This window comes from Streptomyces hainanensis (assembly GCF_004348415.1).
Taxonomy (GTDB): Bacteria; Actinomycetota; Actinomycetes; order Streptomycetales; family Streptomycetaceae; genus Streptomyces; species Streptomyces hainanensis.
In genome coordinates, this window is sequence record NZ_SMKI01000099.1 from 1 (window position 1) to 18,709 (window position 18,709).

At 73.2% G+C, this 18,709-nt stretch carries 17 protein-coding genes; 4 read left to right on the plus strand and 13 right to left on the minus strand.

Annotation, left to right across the window (positions count from 1 at the left end; genetic code table 11):
• Positions 1-52: 52 nt before the first annotated feature.
• Complete coding sequence (locus E1283_RS11815) at positions 53-487, minus strand: hypothetical protein (protein ID WP_132817944.1); 435 nt, start codon at positions 485-487, stop codon at positions 53-55.
• A 178-nt stretch (positions 488-665) separates the two neighbouring features.
• Entirely contained in the window at positions 666-1,481 is an 816-nt protein-coding gene (locus E1283_RS11820; protein ID WP_132817929.1) for a DUF4190 domain-containing protein, read from the minus strand.
• A gap of 83 nt (positions 1,482-1,564) precedes the next feature.
• Between E1283_RS11820 and E1283_RS11825 the strand changes: the two genes are divergently transcribed.
• Positions 1,565-2,641, plus strand: a complete 1,077-nt coding sequence (locus E1283_RS11825; RefSeq protein ID WP_132817930.1) for an adenosine deaminase — start codon at positions 1,565-1,567, stop codon at positions 2,639-2,641.
• A complete protein-coding gene (locus tag E1283_RS11830; protein ID WP_132817945.1) occupies positions 2,638-3,327 on the plus strand; it encodes a glycerophosphodiester phosphodiesterase in 690 nt (229 codons plus the stop codon). Before E1283_RS11825 ends, E1283_RS11830 begins: the two co-directional genes overlap by 4 nt.
• A 60-nt stretch (positions 3,328-3,387) precedes the next feature.
• Here E1283_RS11830 and E1283_RS11835 read toward each other — a convergent pair whose 3' ends face one another.
• A complete protein-coding gene (locus tag E1283_RS11835) occupies positions 3,388-4,821 on the minus strand; it encodes a gamma-aminobutyraldehyde dehydrogenase (protein WP_132817931.1) in 1,434 nt (477 codons plus the stop codon).
• Positions 4,822-5,152: 331 nt separating this feature from the next.
• On the opposite strand from E1283_RS11835, the gene E1283_RS11840 reads away from it, so the two are divergent.
• Together E1283_RS11840 and E1283_RS11845 are read left to right on the plus strand one after the other, a co-directional pair.
• On the plus strand, positions 5,153-5,860 hold the full coding sequence (locus tag E1283_RS11840; RefSeq protein ID WP_132817932.1) for an ABC transporter ATP-binding protein: 708 nt from the start codon (positions 5,153-5,155) through the stop codon (positions 5,858-5,860).
• Positions 5,842-7,047 carry a hypothetical protein gene (locus E1283_RS11845; RefSeq protein ID WP_132817933.1) on the plus strand — a complete coding sequence of 402 codons (1,206 nt, stop codon included), beginning with the start codon at positions 5,842-5,844 and terminating at the stop codon, positions 7,045-7,047. Before E1283_RS11840 ends, E1283_RS11845 begins: the two co-directional genes overlap by 19 nt.
• A gap of 102 nt (positions 7,048-7,149) precedes the next feature.
• On the opposite strand, the gene E1283_RS11850 is transcribed toward E1283_RS11845, so the two are convergent.
• From E1283_RS11850 to rpsB, 10 genes are all read right to left on the minus strand, one after another.
• Positions 7,150-8,709, minus strand: a complete 1,560-nt coding sequence (locus E1283_RS11850) for a family 10 glycosylhydrolase (protein ID WP_132817934.1) — start codon at positions 8,707-8,709, stop codon at positions 7,150-7,152.
• Between the two features lie 78 nt (positions 8,710-8,787).
• Complete coding sequence (locus E1283_RS11855) at positions 8,788-9,879, minus strand: ABC transporter ATP-binding protein (protein ID WP_132817935.1); 1,092 nt, start codon at positions 9,877-9,879, stop codon at positions 8,788-8,790.
• A gap of 8 nt (positions 9,880-9,887) precedes the next feature.
• A complete protein-coding gene (locus E1283_RS11860) occupies positions 9,888-11,531 on the minus strand; it encodes an ABC transporter permease (RefSeq protein WP_132817936.1) in 1,644 nt (547 codons plus the stop codon).
• A 22-nt stretch (positions 11,532-11,553) separates the two neighbouring features.
• The gene (locus E1283_RS11865; protein WP_132817937.1) at positions 11,554-12,651 is read right to left on the minus strand and encodes a thiamine ABC transporter substrate-binding protein; all 1,098 of its coding nucleotides are present in this window, start codon (positions 12,649-12,651) and stop codon (positions 11,554-11,556) included.
• 226 nt (positions 12,652-12,877) lie between these two features.
• Positions 12,878-13,984 carry a dual-specificity RNA methyltransferase RlmN gene (rlmN, locus tag E1283_RS11870; RefSeq protein ID WP_132817938.1) on the minus strand — a complete coding sequence of 369 codons (1,107 nt, stop codon included), beginning with the start codon at positions 13,982-13,984 and terminating at the stop codon, positions 12,878-12,880.
• Positions 13,985-14,060: 76 nt separating this feature from the next.
• The gene (locus tag E1283_RS11875; RefSeq protein ID WP_132817939.1) at positions 14,061-15,008 is read right to left on the minus strand and encodes a phosphatidate cytidylyltransferase; all 948 of its coding nucleotides are present in this window, start codon (positions 15,006-15,008) and stop codon (positions 14,061-14,063) included.
• A gap of 6 nt (positions 15,009-15,014) precedes the next feature.
• On the minus strand, positions 15,015-15,572 hold the full coding sequence (gene frr / locus E1283_RS11880) for a ribosome recycling factor (RefSeq protein ID WP_132817940.1): 558 nt from the start codon (positions 15,570-15,572) through the stop codon (positions 15,015-15,017).
• A 30-nt stretch (positions 15,573-15,602) separates the two neighbouring features.
• Positions 15,603-16,340, minus strand: coding sequence for a UMP kinase (pyrH, locus tag E1283_RS11885; protein WP_132817941.1), 738 nt, complete (start codon positions 16,338-16,340; stop codon positions 15,603-15,605).
• A 207-nt stretch (positions 16,341-16,547) separates the two neighbouring features.
• Complete coding sequence (tsf, locus tag E1283_RS11890) at positions 16,548-17,384, minus strand: translation elongation factor Ts (protein WP_132817942.1); 837 nt, start codon at positions 17,382-17,384, stop codon at positions 16,548-16,550.
• 127 nt (positions 17,385-17,511) lie between these two features.
• A complete protein-coding gene (gene rpsB / locus E1283_RS11895; RefSeq protein WP_132817943.1) occupies positions 17,512-18,432 on the minus strand; it encodes a 30S ribosomal protein S2 in 921 nt (306 codons plus the stop codon).
• Positions 18,433-18,709: the final 277 nt, after the last annotated feature.

Below are 18,709 nucleotides of genomic sequence, written 5' to 3' on the forward strand. Positions count from 1 at the left end.
CCCCGGAACTCCGCCCCCCTCGTTCCCGAGTGGCCGGGCCCACGCGCTCCGCTCAGCCCTCCGCCTCTCCCCCGGCCAGGTCGGCGGCCGCCTCGTGCATCGCCAGCTCGAGCACGGCGGGATCGGTGAGCACCCCCGAACCGTCCGGCGGGATCAACCAACGGACGCCGTTGGCCGTCCTGGTGGGATGCGGCACCACGATCCAGCTGCCCCGCCCGGCGCCCCGCACCCCGGTGCCCACCCAGCGCCCGGCCGTGCCCGGCGGGACGAAGAAGCCGACCCGGAAGTCTCCCTGGTCCGCGAGCACCGGCCCGGGCCGGTCGAGCACCCGGCTGAGCACGGTGAGCGTCGGACGCCCCAACTCGCCGGGCACCACCAGCACATCCCATAACCGACCGGCCGGGAGCAGCGCCACCCCGAGTGGGTGACGCTCCCACTCCCAGCGACAGGCCGCCGGTTCCGGGGCCGCGGACGCCAACCACTCCATGGCCGTGCGCGGGCCACCACTGCCGACGTTCACGCGATCCTCCTCCCCCCGCGGGCCCCCGGTGGGCCCGGTCGGGTCATGAGGAGGGAGGACGCCGGCGGCGGATTCTTACGCCGCTTCGCCGGGATTTCTCCGTGTTGCGCGTCACACGCCCCGAACGCCCCGGCACCGCCGCCGCTCACGCCTCGACGCCGCCGCCACCGGAGCCCGGCTCGGGGACCTCCGAGCCACCGCCCGCCGGGCCGGGGTCGAAGGCCCAGAAGCCGTACGCGTAGGCGTCGGCCGGCGCGTAGTCGACGTCCAGCGGCCCCGGGTCGCCCGAGGCGCCGGATATCTCGAAGGCGACGCTGCCCGAATCGCCCGGCGCCACCTCGGGCGGCCCACCCGTCGACACCCGCGCGACGGCGGGCTCACCGCCGAGTCGGGCACGCACCGAGCTCTCCCCCAGGTCCACCGGATACGCGCCGTCGTTGGTGACCCGGACGACGAGCAGGTAGCCGGCGTCGGACGCGCGCGGCTCGGCGATGGTGACGGAGACGCCGTCGTCGTACACCACCTCGTCGTCGGGCCCGGCCAGGAACACGGCGCCGGCGTCCGACCGCACGCCGGTGGTCGATCCGCCGCCCGAGACCATCGCGAGGAGGGTCAGCACGGCCGATATCGCGATGCCCGCCACCCCGGTCCACAGGCCGCCGTGCGCGAACACCCGGTTCCTGGCGCGGCCACCCCGCACGTTCTCCAGGCCGACGAGACCCAGGACCAGCGCCCCGATGCCCAGGACCAGCGCGAACGGGCTGAGGAAGTACGTCCAGGAGAGCAGCACGGAGATCAGCCCGAACACCAACGCCGCGTTGCCGACACTCTCGTTGGGCGGGCGCTGGGCGACCGGCCAGACCGGCTGCGGATACCACTGCGGGGGCACCCAGGCGAGGTGCGGCGGCGCCACGCCACCGGCCGGCGGCCGGTACGGGTTCGACTGCTGTTCGGCGCTCACACGACCTCCACATCTCGCTGGCGACACCCTAACCGCCGCCACTGACACGGCCGCCGGCCCGCCTGTCACACCACCCGCATACGATGGCGCCGGCACCGAAAGACACCCCGGAGGGCCCGTTGTCCGAGTCGACCGCACCGACCGATCTGAGCGGCTTCGTCGCCGGCCTGCCCAAGGCCGAGCTCCATGTCCACCACGTCGGCTCCGCGTCTCCACGGATCGTCGCCGAGCTGGCCGCCAGACACCCGGACTCGCCGGTGCCCAAGGACCCGGAGGAGCTGGAACGCTACTTCACCTTCCGGGACTTCGCGCACTTCATCCAGGTCTACATCTCGGTGGTGGAGCTCGTCAGGGACGCGGAGGACGTCCGGCTGCTCACCTACGAGATCGCCCGCGACATGGCCCGGCAGAACATCAGGTACGCGGAGCTCACCGTCACGCCCCACTCCTCGGTGCTCCGCGGCATCCCGGACGTGGCCTTCATGGAGGCGATAGAGGACGCCAGGGTCGGCGCCGAGCGCGATCTGGGCGTCGTGCTGCGCTGGTGCTTCGACATCCCGGGCGAGCTCGGCCTGCCGGCGGCCGAGGAGACCGCCAGGATGGCGTGCGAGCTGCGCCCCGACGGGCTGGTCTCGTTCGGCCTCGGCGGCCCCGAGATCGGCTGGCCGCGGCCGCAGTTCAAGCCCTACTTCGACCGGGCCATCGCGGCGGGCCTGCACAGCGTGCCGCACGCCGGCGAGTCCACCGGCCCCGAGACCGTGTGGGACGCGCTCACGGAGCTGCGCGCCGAGCGCGTCGGCCACGGCATCGGCGCGGCGCGCGACCCCCGGCTGCTGGCCCATCTCGCCGAGCACCGGATTCCGCTCGAGGTCTGCCCCACCTCCAACGTCGCCACCCGGTCCGTCCCCTCGCTCGACGCGCACCCGCTGCCCGAGCTGGTGGCGGCCGGCGTGCTGGTCACCATCAACTCGGACGACCCCCCGATGTTCGGCACCGACCTCAACACCGAGTACACGGTCGCGGCGCGGCTGCTCGGCCTCGACGCGGCCGGGGTGGCCGAGCTGGCGAAGAACGCGGTGGGCGCCTCGTTCCTCGACCCGGTCGGCAAGGCCCGGCTGAGCGCCGAGATCGACGGATACCTCGCGGCGTGGCCGGGATGACGGGCGGCCGCGCGATCGCCGTCGCCCACCGGGGCGATCCGTACCGGGCGCGGGAGAACACCCTGCCGTCCTTCCGCTCGGCGATCGACGCGGACGCCGACGCGGTGGAGCTCGACGTGCGGGCCACGGCGGACGGCGTCCCCGTGGTGCTGCACGACCCGACGCTGCGGCGGCTGTGGGGTCACGACCGGCCGGTCGCCGAGCTGACCGCCGCCGAGGTCGCGAGCCTGACCGGGGGCGGCGTGCCGACCCTGGCCGAGGCGCTGGGCGTCACCGAGCCGGTGCGGACCCTGGTCGACCTGCCGGAGCGCTCGGCGGCGACCGCGCGCGCCACCGTGGCGGCGGTCCGCGCCGCCGGCGCGGCCGACCGGGTCTACTACTGCGGCGACCCGGCGGCGCTGCGCGCGGTGCGGGAGGCCGACGCGGCCGCCGAGATCGCCCTGACCTGGCACCGCGCCACCCGGCCCCCCGAGGTGTTGCTCGCCGAAGTGCGCCCGAGCTGGCTGAACTTCCGGTTCGGCCTGATCACCGAGGACACCGTGGCCCGGGCCGCGGAGCAGGGCTACCGGGTCGCCGCCTGGACGGTGGACACCCGGCGCTCGATGCGCCGCCTGCTGGCCCTCGGCGTCGGCTCGATCACCACCAACCGGGTCGCCGTGCTGCGCCGCCTGCTGGGCGGGCCGTAGGGCCACCCGGCCGCGGCGCGGCGGCACCGGCGGTGTTGCCGGCGCTGTAGCCGGCGCCGGCTACAGCGCCGTCATCACGTGCTTGACGCGCGTGTAGTCCTCCAGGCCGTAGGAGGAGAGGTCCTTGCCGTAGCCGGACTTCTTGAAGCCGCCGTGCGGCATCTCGCCGACCAGCGGGATGTGGGTGTTGATCCAGACGCAACCGAACTCCAGCGCCTTGGACATCCGCATGGCGCGGCCGTGGTCGCGGGTCCAGACGGAGGACGCCAGGCCGTAGTCGACGTCGTTGGCGAAGGTCACCGCCTGCGTGTCGTCGGAGAACTTCTGCACGGTGATCACCGGGCCGAAGACCTCCTCCTGGATGATCTCGTCGTCCTGCCGGCAGCCCGTCACCACCGTGGGCGCGTAGAAGTAGCCGCGCTCGCCCACCGGGTGGCCGCCGGTGACGACCGTGGCGTGGCCGGGCAGCCGCTCGACGTAGCCGGCGACCTTGGCCAGGTGGGTCGGGTTGTTGAGCGGGCCGTAGAAGCAGTCAGGGTCGGCCACGTCCCCGGTCCGCACGTCGGCCACGGCCTTGACCAGGCCGGCCACGAACTCGTCGTGCACGGACTCGTGCACCAGCACCCGGGTGGCCGCGGTGCAGTCCTGCCCCGCGTTGAAGAAGCCCGCGTCCCGGATGCCCTCGACGGCGGCCGGCACGTCCGCGTCCTCGAAGACCAGGCACGGGGCCTTGCCGCCCAGCTCCAGGTGCGCCCGCTTGAGGTCCTTGGCGGCACTGGCGGCCACCTCCATGCCGGCACGCACCGAGCCGGTGATGGAGACCATCGCCGGCGTCGGGTGTTCCACCATCAGCCGCCCGGTGTCCCGGTCCCCGCACAGCACGTTGAACACGCCGGGCGGCAGGATCTCGGCCAGCAGCCCGGCCACGAACACGGCGGAGGCGGGCGTGGTGTCGGAGGGCTTGAGTACCACCGTGTTGCCCGCGGCCAGGGCCGGCGCGAACTTCCAGACCGCCATCATCACCGGGTAGTTCCACGGCGCCACCTGCGCGCACACCCCCACCGGCTCGCGCCGGACGAAGGAGGTCATCCCCGCCATGTACTCGCCGGCCGACTTGCCCTCCAGCATCCGGGCGGCGCCGGCGAAGAAGCGGATCTGCTCCAGCATCGGCGGCAGTTCCTCCTGCCGGGTCAGCTCGAGCGGCTTGCCGGTGTTGCGGCACTCGATGGCCAGCAGCTCGTCGGCATGCTTCTCGAAGGCGTCGGCGATGCGGAGCAGGGCCAGCTGCCGGGTGGCCGGGGTGGTGTCCCGCCACGCGGGGAAGGCGGCCTCGGCGGCGGCCATCGCCGCGTCCACGTCGGCGGGTCCGGAGAGCGGAGCGGTCGTGTAGGCCTCGCCGGTCGTGGGGTCGACCACCTCCGTGGTCCGCCCGTCGGCGGCGTCCCGGAACTCCCCGTCGATGTGGTTGCGCAAACGGCTCGGCTCGGTGGTCACGACACCCTCCTGCTTCCGGGTTCTCGGGCTGCGGCACCTCAGCGTATGCCCAGGAGCCGGTCACGCGACACCGCCACGACCCGAAGATCCACCGCCCCACAGGGTCGATACACGGAAAAACAACGCCACACGCCGTACATCAGGGAAGAATTTCCGGTAGTCGCGGGGGCCGTGTCCACCGTCCGGAGGATTCTTCCGACCGCTCGCCGAGTCGGCCGCCGACGATCCGCGTCGCTGTGTCAGCGTGCTGAGGTGCCTGTGACGGATTCCCCGGCCGCTCGTTCACCCGGTCGGGGGAGTTAAGGCGATACGACCGGAGGTGCCGGAGACGATGGCCCCACCCGACAACGACATTCTCTGGGCGCGCGGACTGCGGTACGCGTACGACGGTTCGCCGGCGCTGCTCGGAGCCTCTCTCGGTGTCCGGCAAGGCGAGATCCTCGCCGTCACCGGGCCCCGTGGCTGTGGCAAGTCCACCCTGCTCGGCTGCCTCTCCGGGCAGCTGTCGCCGGACGACGGCGAGGTGTGGTTCAACAGCGTGCCGGTGCACACCCTGGCCCTGGCCAGCCGGGAGCGGTTGCGCCGCGACCGCTTCGGCTGGATCGGCCCGACCCCGCAACTCGTCGACGAGCTCACCGCCTGGGAGAACGCGGCGCTTCCCCTGCTGCTCGCCGGCGTCGGGCAGCGCAAGGCCCGCCGCACGGCGCTCGAGTGGCTCGACCGGCTCGACGTCGGCGAGTGCGCCGGCAAGCGCCCCTACGCGCTGCTCCAGGCCCAGCGCCAGCGGATCGCGCTGGCCCGGGCCCTGGTGCACCAGCCCGACGTGCTGTTCGCCGACGAGCCCACGGCCCCGCTGCACCAGGCCGACCGGGCTCAGGTCCTGCGCACGCTCACCACCGCGGGCCGCTCGCACGGCATCACCGTCGTGCTGGCCACCCATGACGCGGAGGTGGCCACGCTGGCCGACCGCACCTTCACCCTCGTGGACGGCCGCGCCTCGGGCGCGCCCGCCGAAGCCGCATGCTCAGTCTCCGTCTAGCCCGGGGCGCCCACCCGGCGGCACTGTGCCGCCGGCTGCTGGTCGCGTGCGCCGCCGGCGGCGTCGGTTTCCTGCTGTTGAGCGCGCTCGCCTACGCCGTCGCCCACCCGGGCGGCGGCCGCGAGTCGCTGCTGCGGCTCGGTTGGTGCGTGGTGCCGCTCGCCGCCACGGTGCAGCTCTCCATGACGGTGGCCCGGGTCGATCCGGCGGGCCGGCCCGGCTCCGGGCTCGACATGGCCGGCCTGGGCCCGGGGCGGATGCCGCTGCTCGCGGCCGTGTCCACCGCGTTCGCCGGGGTGCTCGGAAGCGTCCTCGGTCTGCTGCTCTTCCTGCACCTGCGCGGCGACACCTCCGACCTGCTCCCGTACCACGGCGCCGCCGCCGAGGTGCTGCCGGCCGGGCGGCTGCCGCTCGGCGCCGCGCTGACCCTGCTCACCCTCGTCCCGCTGACCGCGGCCGTGGCCACCGCGCTGGCGCTGAAGCGGGCGCCGGCCAGGCGCGCCCGGGCGTCGCAGCCGATGCTCCCGCCGGACGCGCTCGACGTGGCGGACGCCGCCCGCGCCGAGCCGCCGGTGCCGCTGCCCGCCGGGCTGCCCTGGGGCACCGCGCTCACCACCGCCGGGATCGCGCTCAGCGCCTACGCCGGGGTCGACCGGCCGAAGGCGACGGACGACGGCCTGTTGCCGCTCGGCGGCACGCTGGGCGGGGTGCCGCCCGGGGTGGTGGGCGGCTGGCTGCTGATCACGGCGGGCATCGTGCTCGCGGCCCCCGGCCTCGTCCACCTGTGCGGGCTGCTGCTCGCCGTCGGGCGGCCGCGGGTGGTACGGCTGCTCGCCGCCCGGGGCCTCCAGGAGGAGTCCCGGCGGGTGGGCCGACCACTCGGCGTGCTCTGCGCGGCGGCCGCGGCCTCGCTCGCGGCGCTCTCGCTCGACGGCCTCGGGCGGTTCGGCCCGCTCGGCGTGCTGGGCACCGGCATCGTACTGGTCTGCTCGCTGGCCGCCGTGGCCACCGCGGCCGACGAGGCACGGGCGGCCCGCCGGCCGGCGACGGCGCTGCTGCGGCGGCTCGGCGCCCCCCGCGGGATGCTGTTCCGGGCCGCGCTGCTCAGGATCGGCGTGCTGCTGGTCGGGTTCGTGCCGCTGACCTGGCTGGCCGCCCAGCTGATCGCCCTGCCGGCCGGGGGTTAGCCGAGCCCGCGGCGGAGTACGGGGACGGCCCGGTTCCCGCCGGGGAGGCAGCGGGACCGGGCCGTCAGCATGCGCGCCTCGTGGGACGCCGGGTGTGCGCGGTCAGGGCCTGGCGACGAACGGCGGGAAGTGCGGCTCGGCGATCGCGCCCCGCTGCACCCGCACCACGGTGAGCGGCGCGCCCACCACCCCGTCCGGCAGTTCGACCCGCGCCAGGTAGAGACCGGGGTCGAGGTGCGCGAAGCCGAACCAGCCGGTGCCGTCGGCCCGCCCGGTGACGGGCTCGCCCCGGCTTCCCACCGGGGTCAGCGTGACCTCGGCACCGTCCAGCGGGGTGCCGTCGCGCAACGCCAGCTCGCCGACGACGTGCCCGTCGGTCGGCCGGTTCTTCCACTCCATCTCCGGCACGGCGGCCCGCTCCGCGAACGGCGCGTCCGGGCCGGCGGTCAACGCCTCGGCGAGCCGGGCCCGTTCGGCGGCCGCGCCGGCGGTCGCCGCGTCCAGACTGGGGCTGGCGTAGGAGTAGCCGCTCCAACCGGCCGCGGTGTTGCCCGCCGGGGTCTCGGCCAGCGCCTGGCGGGCCTGACTGACGCTGTCCGCCACCGAGTTGAGGTAGAGCGCCGGCCCGTTGACCGCCTGCCGCTCGCCCTGCGCGTCGGCCAGGAACTCCGACCACTCCGCGAACATCCGCGCCTGGTCCGGGTTCCAGTTCCGCTTGTAGTTCATGGTCACGACCGTGTCCATGATCCCCTCGTCCAGCCAGCCTGCCCAGTCCTGGAGCACCTCCGCGTAGGTCCTGGTGCCCTCCCAACCACCCACGGACTGCGGACCGTAGCCGTAGGTGATGGCGTCCATGGAGAGCCGCGCGGTGCGGTCGACCTCCCAGATGCCCAGGTAGATCCGGCGCACCAGGTTGGTGACCTGGTCGCGGCGCCAGTCGCTCCACTGCGCGTCGGCGGGTGCCGGCACGTCGGTGCGGCCGGTGGCCCGCTGGAAGCGCGCCACCGAGACGGCGTTGTAGCCCCAGTCGCTGTGGGTCGTCTGGGCGCTGCCGTCGGGGTAGCGGACGTAGTCGAGGTTGATGCCGTCCACGTCGTACTCGCGGACGATGCTCTGGATCGCGGCCACGATGTAGGCGACGGCGTCCGGGTGGCCGGGGTCCACGTAGGCGTTGGCGCCGACGAGTTCGGTGCCGTCCGCCTTGCGGTTCAGCCACCGGTCGACGCCCTGCGCGCTCGGCCCGTGCCGGTTGAAGACGTGGTCGGGCGAGCGGGGCGGAGTGGCGCTGTTCCACATGGTGTTGACGTTGACCCAGGCATGCACCTCCAGACCCGCCGCGTGGGCCTGCGCGATCACCTCGTCCAACGGGTCGTACGGCGCGGGGTCGACGGCGGCGTCGGTGCGCGGGTAGAGCGCGCGGTTGCAGAAACAGTCGTAGCGGCGGGCGGTCTGCACGATCAGCGCGTTGGCGTTGACCGCGAGCGCGTCGTCGATCAGCGTCGACACCTGCTCGGGGGTGTAGACGCCGGGGTTGAAGGCGTCCACCCAGTAGCTGCGCCACTGTTCGGGCGGCCGGTCTCCTCCCCCGGTGGCCCCGGCGGAGCCGGCGGTGGGGGCCAGCAGGCCGAAGAGGGCGAGCAGCACGACGAGGAACCGTCTCATATCGCACTTCTCCAAGGGGAGTTGAGAGTCGGTTCGACAATTTACTTCGCGTCGCCCGGGGCGTACAGATGAAAACTTTCACCAATCCGAGGCGATCGGCAGCACGACCACCTCGGACGGGTCGAAGGCCAGGCCGACGGTGTCGCCCTCGGCCGGCGCCTCGCCCAGCGCGCAGGCCGCCTCAAGCGCCGGGCCGCGCTCCGGCGCGAGGTGCAGCAGCACGTGGTCGCCCCGGAAGGTGCGGGCGCGCACCGTGGCGCGCGGCGCGCCCTCGGCGGCCGTGAGCCGGACCCCGGAGGGCCGCACCAGCAGCCGGTGCCGGCCGTCCCGGGTGGCGGCGGGCACCGGCAGTTCGCCCCAGGGGGTGTCGGCGACGCCCCGCGCGACGGTCGCGTCGGTGAGGTTCCGGAAGCCGAGGAAGCCGGCCACGAAGTCGTCGGCGGGACGTCGCCACACCTCGACCGGGCTGCCGACCTGGGCGATCCGGCCCTCCCGCATCACCACGACCCGGTCGGCGAGCGCGAACGCCTCGCCCTGGTCGTGCGTGACGGCCAGCACGGTGGTGCCCAACTCGCGGAAGAGCTCTCGTAGTTCGACGACCAGCCGCTCCCGTAGGTGGCGGTCGAGCTGGCCGAGCGGCTCGTCGAGCATCAACACCGCGGGCCGGGGCGCGAGGGCACGGGCGAGCGCCACCCGCTGCTGCTCACCGCCGGAGAGCGAGTCCACGCGCCGCCGCTGGGCACCGGGCAACCCGACCAGGTCGAGCAACTCCGCCACCCGCCGCTGGACCTCGGGCCGCGGCACCCGCCGCATCCGGAGCCCGAAGGCGACGTTGCCGCCGACGTCGCGCTGCGGGAAGAGCTGGTGGTCCTGGAACATCAACCCCACGCCCCTGCGGTGCGTGGGTACCCCGGCCTGGTCGCCGCCGGCGATCCTGACGGTGCCGGAGGCGACGTCGGTGAGGCCGGCCACGGCACGCAGCAGCGTGGACTTCCCGCTGCCGCTGGGGCCGAGCACGCAGACCGTCTCGTGCTCGGCGACATCGAGCGCGACACCGTGCAGGGCGGTGTGCCCCGGGTAGCGCACGGTCACCCCGTCGAGCGACAGCAGGGCGGCGGCGGGCGCGCCGGCCGACCGGCCGTCGGGCACCGCTTCCACGACACGGTCCATCGGGGGCCTCACAGCATCTCGGTGGAGCGGGCCGGACGCAGCCGCTCCAGGGCCAGCAGGGTCACCGCACACACCAGCATCAGCACGGTGGACAGGGCCATCGCCTGCCCGTAGTTGAGCTCTCCCGGCCGGCCGAGCAGCCGGGCGACCGCCACGGGGAGGGTCGGCGAGTCGGCGCGGGCGATGAAGACGGTGGCACCGAACTCGCCGAGCGACACCGCGAACGCGAAGCCGGCGGCGACCAGCAACGCCCGCCGTGCCAGCGGCAGGTCCACCTCGCGCCAGGCGCGCCACGGCGAGGCGCCGAGCACGGCCGCGGCCTGCCGCAGCCGGTCGTCGACGGCGCGCAGCACGGGCAGCAGCGCCCGGACCACGAAGGGCGCCCCCACCAACGCCTGGGCCAGCGGCACCAACAGCCACGAGGAGCGCAGGTCGAGCGGCGGCTCGTCCAACGCGATCAGGAAGCCGAAGCCCACGGTGACCGCCGAGGTGCCGAGCGGCAGCATCAGCAGGGCGTCGACGCCGCGCAGCGGCCCGCGGCCGCGCCGGGTGAGCGCCACGGCGGCGAGCCCCCCGACCAGCAGGGCGATCACGGTGGCGACGGCGGCGTAGCGCAGCGAGGTGCCCACCGCCTCCCACGGGGCGACCGCGAGGGTACCGCTCTCGGTGCCGGTCAACGCCCGATAGTGGGTGAGGCCGTAGCCGTCGGGGGTGGACAGCGAACGCTCCACCAGGACCGCGAGCGGCAGCACGAGCAACGCCCCGATCACCGTCAACACGCCGCCGAGCAGCGCCCACTGGGCGCGCCCCGTGGGTCGGTGGGCGGTGGTGGCCGGGTCGCGGAGCGCCAGGGTGCCCTCCCGGCGGCGCACCAGCCGGCCGTGGACGACGAGCAGCGCGGCGACGGCGGCGAACTGGAGCAGGGTGAGCACGGCGGCCGTCGGCAGGTCGAGCAGTTGGGCGGTCTGCCGGTAGATCTCCACCTCCAGGGTGGCGTACCGGGGGCCGCCGAGGATCTGCACGACACCGAAGGAGGTGAAGGTGAACAGGAAGACCAGCAGCCCGGCGGCGGCCAGCGCGGGGGCGAGCGCCGGCAGGGTGACACGCCGCCAGGCGGCGAACCGGCCGGCGCCCAGCACCCGGGCGGCCTCCTCCTGCCGGGGGTCGAGCTGGGCCCAGAGACCGCCCACCGTGCGCACCACCACGGCGTAGTTGAAGAAGACGTGGGCGAGCAGGATGGCCCAGACCGTGTTGTCGAGGCGCACACCCCACAGCTCGTCGAGGAGGCCGCCCCGGCCGAGCAGGGCGAGGAAGGCCGCGCCGACCACCACGGTGGGCAGCACGAACGGCACGGCGACCACGGCGTGCAGCAGCCGCTTGCCCGGGAAGTCGAGCCGGGCGAAGACGTAGGCGCCCGGCAGCGCGAGGGCCAGCGTCAGCGCGGTGGAGGCGGCGGCCTGCCAGCAGGTGAACCACAGCACCCCGGCCAGGTCGGGGTCGGTCAGCACCTCGCCGGCCGCGCCGAACCGCCAGGCGCCGTCCGCGCGCAGCCCGCGCCCCACGATGGCCGCCACCGGGTAGGCGAAGAACAGCGCGAAGAAGGCCAGCGGGGGTGCGAGGAGCGCGAGCCGGACGGCGAGGGAGCGGGTCACCCGGGGATCCTGGTCGGGCGGTTCACCGGACGACCAGCGAGGTCCAGGCGTCCACCCACTCCTCGCGGTGCTCGGCGATGGCCGCCGGCTCCACCGACCAGGGCTCGTCCACGGTCACGCCGTAGCGGGTGAACACCTCGGGCAGCTCCGTCTCCACCACCGGGTTGACGAACATCGACATCGGCAGTTCCCGCTGGAACGTGTCGGTCAGGAGGAAGTCGAGCAGGGCGCGGCCGCCCTCGGGGTGGGCGGCGCCGTCGAGCAGCCCGGCGAACTCGATCTGCCGGAAGCAGGTTCCGGTGGACACGCCGGTGGGCGCCTCGGCGGGCAGTTCCTCCGACTCCCCGCCGAAGGCCACCTCGGCGGGCGGGCTGCTGGCGTAGGAGACGACGAGCGGCCGGTCGCCCGACGAGCCGCCGGCGCCGGAGAAGCGCTCGTAGTAGGCCTGCTCCCAGCCGTCGACCACCTCGACGCCGTTCTCGGCGAGGCGCTGCCAGTACTCCTGCCAGCCGTCCTCGCCGTAGGCGTCGACGGTGGCCAGCAGGAAGCCGAGGCCGGGCGACGAGGTGGCGGCGTTCTCCACCACCAGCAGGTCGCGGTAGGCCGGGTCGACCAGCTCGTCCAGGGTCTCCGGCGGGGCGAGGTCGTGTTCCGCGAAGTAGCCGCGGTCGTAGTTGACGCAGATGTCGCCGGTGTCGATCGGGGTGACCCGGTGCTGCCCGGCGTCCAGCTGGTACTCCTCGGGCACCGAGGCGAGACCGGCGGACTCGTGGGGGGTGAACACGCCGGCGTCCAGGGCGCGGGAGAGCAGCGTGTTGTCGACGCCGAAGAGCACGTCGCCCTGGGGGTTGCCCGCGGAGAGCACCGCCTGGTTGACGACGACGCCCGCGTCGCCGCCCCGCAGGGTCCGCACCCGGTAACCGGTCTCCTCGGTGAAGGTGTCGAGCACCTCCTGCGGGATCTCGAACGAGTCGTGGGTGACCAGGACGACCTCGTCGCCCTCGCCGCCGGAGGCGTCGTCGGACCCGCCGCCGCAGCCGGTGAGCACGGCGAGCCCGAGGGCGGTGACGAGGACGGCGGCGCGCCGCGGACGGGCGCGCCCCGGGTGGCTGCGATGCATGTGTGCCGCTCTTTCCGGGCCTTCTCCTGGCCGGCAGTGGACAGGCGGGCGCACGCATGCGTGAGAGACGTCCGAACTTCCTACCCAGCATGACCTGGGCGAGGTTCGAGGGTCTGCGGCCGGTGCCGCACTCTCAGCGCTGCGAGCGCTCCCCTGTCGGAATGTGTGATTGTCAACCGGTCACGATAGCAGCAGCCGGCCGGGCCAGCGCCCGGCCGCCCCTCGACTACCGCTCGGCCGCCGCCAGCTGGCCGCAGGCCCCGTCGATCTCCTGGCCCCTGGTGTCCCGCACGGTGACCGGCACGCCCTGGGCCTCGAGCGCGGCGACGAAGGCCCGCTCGTCCTCGGGGCGGGACGCCGTCCACTTGGAGCCCGGGGTGGGATTCAGCGGGATCAGGTTGACGTGGGCGCCGCGGCCCTTGAGCAGCCGGCCCAGCAGATCGGCCCGCCACGCCTGGTCGTTGATGTCCCGGATGAGGGCGTACTCGATGGAGATCCGACGCCCCGAGCGGTCCGCGTACTCCCAGGCCGCGTCCAGCACCTCACGCACCTTCCAGCGGGTGTTGACCGGCACCAGGGTGTCCCGCAGCTCGTCGTCCGGCGCGTGCAGCGAGACCGCGAGGCGGCAGGAGAGGCCCTCGTCGGCGAACCGACGCATGGCGGGCACCAGGCCCACGGTGGAGACGGTGACGCCGCGCTGCGAGAGGCCGATCCCGTCGGGGCCCGGGTCGGTGAGCCGGCGGATGGCGCCGACGACCCGGCGGTAGTTGGCCAGCGGCTCGCCCATGCCCATGAAGACGATGTTGGAGAGCCGGGCCGGGCCACCTGGCACCTCGCCGTCGCGCAGCGCGCGCATGCCGTCCACGATCTGGTGGACGATCTCGGCCGTCGACAGGTTGCGGTCGAGGCCGGCCTGGCCGGTGGCGCAGAACGGGCAGTTCATCCCGCAGCCGGCCTGCGAGGAGACGCACATGGTGACGCGGTCCGGGTAGCGCATCAGCACCGACTCGACCAGCGTGCCGTCGTGCAGCCGCCACAGCGACTTGCGGGTGGCGCCGTCGTCGCAGCTGACGTGCCGCACCTCCGTCATCAGGCGGGGCAGCAGTGCCTCGGCGAGCCGCTCGCGGGCGGCCGCCGGGATGTCCGTCCAGGAGGCGGGGTCGTCCGCGAACCGGCCGAAGTAGTGGCGCGACAGCTGCTTGGCGCGGAACGGCTTCTCGCCGAGCGCGACGACGGCCTCGCGCCGCTCGTCGGGGCTGAGGTCGGCGAGGTGCCGCGGGGGCCGGACGGCCCCGCGCGGCGCGACGAAGGTGAGCTCTCCTGGTACAGGCATGGTCAGGCCAGTGTCGCAGATGCCACCGACACCGCGCGCCGCCGCCCGGCCCCCGGACGCCCGGGGCCCGACCGGCTCAGCCGGAGCCGACGAAGGCGAGCAGCAGCAGCCAGACCACCGGCGCGGTGGGCAGCAGCGAGTCGAGACGGTCCATGATCCCGCCGTGACCCGGCAGCAACCGGCCCATGTCCTTGATGCCGAGGTCCCGCTTGATCATGGACTCGCCCAGGTCGCCCAGGGTGGCGCTGACCGCGACGGCCAGGCCGAGCACCAGGCCCTGCCACCAGCTCCCGCCGTCGATCAGGAACTCGGTGCACAGCGCCCCGCCCACCATGGCGAAGAGCACACCGCCGAGCAGGCCTTCCCTGGTCTTGCCCGGGCTGATCCGGGGGGCGAGCTTCTTGCGGCCGAGCCGGTAGCCGACGGCGTAGGCGCCGGTGTCGCTGATCACGGTGAGGATCAGGAAGGTCAGCACCCGTTGGGCGCCGTCGTCCGCGGCGAGCATCAGCGCGACGAAGCTGGCCAGGAACGGCACGTAGAACGCGGCGAAGACGCTGGCCGTGACGTCGCGCAGGTAGTCCTCCGGCGGACCGGCCATCCGCCACAGGAGTGCCGCCACCACCGTGAGCGCCATGGCCAGCCAGACGCCGTCGGCGCCACGCAGGTAGGCGAGGACCACCATGGCCGCGCCGCCCACGGCGAGCGGCGGCAACGGCAGGCGGATGAGCTTGCGTTCGGCGAGCCGCGAGGAGAGCTCCCAGAGCCCGACCACCACGGCCAGCGCTATGACGGCCAGGAAGGCGGGCTTGTAGGCGAAGAGGGAGGCCAGGACCACCGCGCCGAGGCCGAGCCCGACACCCACGGCGGCGCGCAGGTCGCGCCCGCCGCGTTTCGCGGGCGGTCTCGGGCCGGAGCCGGCATCGGGGCCGCCACTCGTGCCGGAGGGCGACTCCGTGCCGCCGTCGTGCCCGGCCTGGCTCGCGTAGCCGGCGGCCCGGGGTCGCCCCCAGGAGGATTCAGTCACGTCAGGTCAGACCTCGAGCAGTTCCGCTTCCTTGTGCTTCAACAGCTCGTCCACCTGCGCCACGTACTTGGCGGTGGTGTCGTCGAGCTCCTTCTCTCCGCGCCGGCCCTCGTCCTCGCCGACCTCGCCGTCCTTGACGGCCTTGTCCATGGTCTCCTTGGCCTTACGACGCACGCCGCGGATCGAGATCCTGGCGTCCTCGCCCTTGGACTTGGCGACCTTGATGTACTCCCGCCGGCGCTCCTCGGTGAGTTCGGGGAACACCACGCGGATGATGTGGCCGTCGTTCGTCGGGTTGACGCCCAGGTCGGAATCCCGGATGGCCTGCTCGATGTTGCGCAGCGCGCTCTTGTCGAACGGGGTCACCACGGCCATCCGCGCCTCGGGGACCGAGAACGAGGCCAGCTGGTTGATCGGGGTCTTGGTGCCGTAGTAGTCGGCGAGGATCTTGTTGAACATCGCCGGGTGCGCACGGCCGGTACGAATCGCGGCCAGGTCCTCCTTGGCGACCACGACTGCCTTCTCCATCTTCTCCTCGGCCTCGAGGAGGGCTTCTTCGATCACCACGTGCTCCTGGTTCGATGTGAGTGTCTGTCAGGCCCGCCGGCCCTGGCTGTTGACGAGTGTGCCGATCTTCTCACCCTTCACCGCACGGGCGATATTGCCCTCGGCGAGCAGCTCGAAGACCAGGATGGGCAGTTTGTTGTCGCGGCACAGGGTGATGGCCGTGGAATCCGCCACCCTGAGGTCGCGGGTGATCACCTCGCCGTAGTCGAGCGCGTCGAACTTCACGGCGTCCGGGTTCTTGGCCGGGTCCGAGTCGTAGACGCCGTCCACCCCGTTCTTGCCCATCAACAGCGCCTCGGCGTGGATCTCCAGGGCACGCTGGGCCGCCGTGGTGTCGGTGGAGAAGTAGGGCATGCCCATGCCCGCGCCGAAGATGACCACGCGGCCCTTCTCCAGGTGGCGCACGGCGCGCAGCGGGATGTAGGGCTCGGCTACCTGGCCCATGGTGATGGCCGTCTGCACCCGGGAGTCGATGCCCTCCTTCTCCAGGAAGTCCTGGAGGGCGAGGCAGTTCATGACCGTGCCGAGCATGCCCATGTAGTCGGAGCGGGCCCGATCCATGCCGCGCTGCTGCAACTCGGCGCCCCGGAAGAAGTTTCCGCCGCCGATGACGACGGCGATCTGCGCGCCGTCGCGGACCACGGCCGCGATCTCCCGGGCCATCTTGTGCACGACGTCTGGGTCGACTCCGAGCCCTCCGCCGCCCGCGAACGCCTCTCCCGACAGCTTGAGCAGGAAACGGCGGGGTTTGTCGTCCTGGTTCATGGAACTCTCCTCGTGCACATACCAAGGAGGCCACTGCCAGCGGGATGCGCGATCCCCTGTGCGAGCAATGGCCTCCTCGTCACCACTTCGGTCGCGCCGGCCGCTTGCCCGCGACCGGACGGCCTTCCGCCCGACAATAGCCGGGGTACGTCCGTTCCGTCGCCGACGGCGCGGCGGCTCGGGGCGCCCCGTTGACGCGCTGGCGCGTCAGGCGCCGACGCGGAACCGGGCGAAGGCGGTCAGCGTGGCGCCGGCCTCGGTCAGCACCTTCTGCACGGTCTTCTTGTTGTCCTTGGCGAACGCCTGGTCGAGCAGCACGTTCTCCTTGAAGAAGCCGTTGACCCGGCCCTCCACGATCCTCGGCAGGGCGGCCTCGGGCTTGCCCTCCTCGCGGGCCGTGGCCTCGGCGATGCGCCGCTCGCTCTCGACGACGTCCGCCGCCACGGCGTCCCGGCTGAGGAAGCGGGGGCCGAACGCGGCGATGTGCTGGGCCACGTCCTTGGCGACCTGGGCGTTCTCCTTCTCCAGCTGGACCAGCACGCCGACCTGCGGGGGCAGGTCCGGGCTGGTGCGGTGCAGGTAGGAGGCGACGTAGCCGCCCTCGTAGCGGGCGTAGCGGTCGAGGACGATCTTCTCGCCCAGGTTCGCGTTGGCCTCGTCCACGTAGACCTTGACGCTCTTGCCCGGCTCGATCTCGGAGTCGAGCAGGGCGGCCAGGTCGGCGGGGGCGGTGTCGAAGACGTGCTGGGCGATCGCGTCGGCGACGGCCTGGAACTTGTCGCCCTTGGCGACGAAGTCCGTCTCGCACTTGAGCTCGACCAGCACACCGGACGCGTTGTCCTCGGCGATCAGCGCGACGACCGCGCCGTTCTCCGCGGTGCGGCTCTCCCGCTTGGCCACGCCCTTCTGGCCCTTGACGCGCAGGAACTCGACGGCCTTGGCGACGTCGCCCTCGGCCTCCTCCAGAGCCTTCTTACAGTCCATCATGCCGGCGCCGCTGAGCTCGCGGAGCTTCTTGACGTCGGCGGCGGTGAAGTTCGCCATCGTTACTGATTCTCTTCCGGAAGTCGTTCGGATCGCTTGCTCGCCCATGGGGCCGTGGCGCAGGCGACGGCGGACGGGGACGAACCCCGCCCGCCGTCACCGCGGTCGTGCCGTGGTGCGTGAAGCCTCAGCCCTGCTCGGCGGGGGCTTCGGTCGCCTCGGTCGCCTCGGCCGGCTGGGCCGCCTCGGCGGGCTGCTCCTCGGCCGGCTGCTCCTCGACGGGCTTCTCTTCGACGGGCTTGTCCTCGGCCGCCTTCTCCTCGGCGGCCTTGCCCTCGGCCCCCTCGAGAAGCTCGCGCTCCCACTCCGGCAGCGGCTCGGCGGCCGGCTTCTCGCCGGTCTTCGCCTCGGCCGCGCCGGAACGGGCGATCAGACCCTCGGCGACGCCGTCGGCGATCACGCGGGTGAGCAGCGTGACCGAGCGGATCGCGTCGTCGTTGCCCGGGATCTTGTAGTCGACCTCGTCGGGGTCGCAGTTGGTGTCGAGGATGGCGACGACCGGGATGTTGAGCTTGCGGGCCTCGCCGACGGCGATGTGCTCCTTCTTGGTGTCCACGATCCAGACGGCGCTGGGCACCTTCTGCATGTCGCGGATACCGCCGAGGGTCTTCTCCAGCTTCGCCTTCTCGCGGGAGAGGACCAGCAGCTCCTTCTTGGTGAGGCCGGAGGCCGCCACGTCCTCGAAGTCGATCTGCTCGAGCTCCTTGAGCCGCTGCAGCCGCTTGTGGACGGTGGAGAAGTTGGTGAGCATGCCGCCCAGCCAGCGCTGGTTCACGTAGGGCATGCCGACGCGGGTGGCCTGCTCGGCGATGGCCTGCTGGGCCTGCTTCTTGGTGCCCACGAACATGACGGTGCCGCCATGCGCGACGGTCTCCCTGACGAACTCGTAGGCGCGGTCGATGTACGACAGCGACTGGAGCAGGTCGATGATGTAGATGCCGTTGCGCTCGGTGAAGATGAAGCGCTTCATCTTCGGGTTCCAGCGGCGGGTCTGGTGCCCGAAGTGGACGCCGCTCTCCAGCAGCTCCCGCATCGTGACGACGGCCATGGCCGTTCTCCTTGTTGACGCTCGGTTGTCCGCGCCGCCCGGCTGGGCGGCGCTCCTGACGCCCCGACGCGTTGCGCCATGGAGAGCCGCCGGAGACCGCCGGAAGACCGGAGGGCGCCGACCACCCCCATGGACCGAGGTACGCGGCCACGGAAGCGCCGCGGTGGGACCGCTGCGCCGGAGTGGCGGGGCATGCGAGGTCGATCCGGGACCCCGGATCGCCACGAGAAGTGTACGGGACCCGGAGAGGGCCGGACGACCGAGCGCGGGAGGGGGC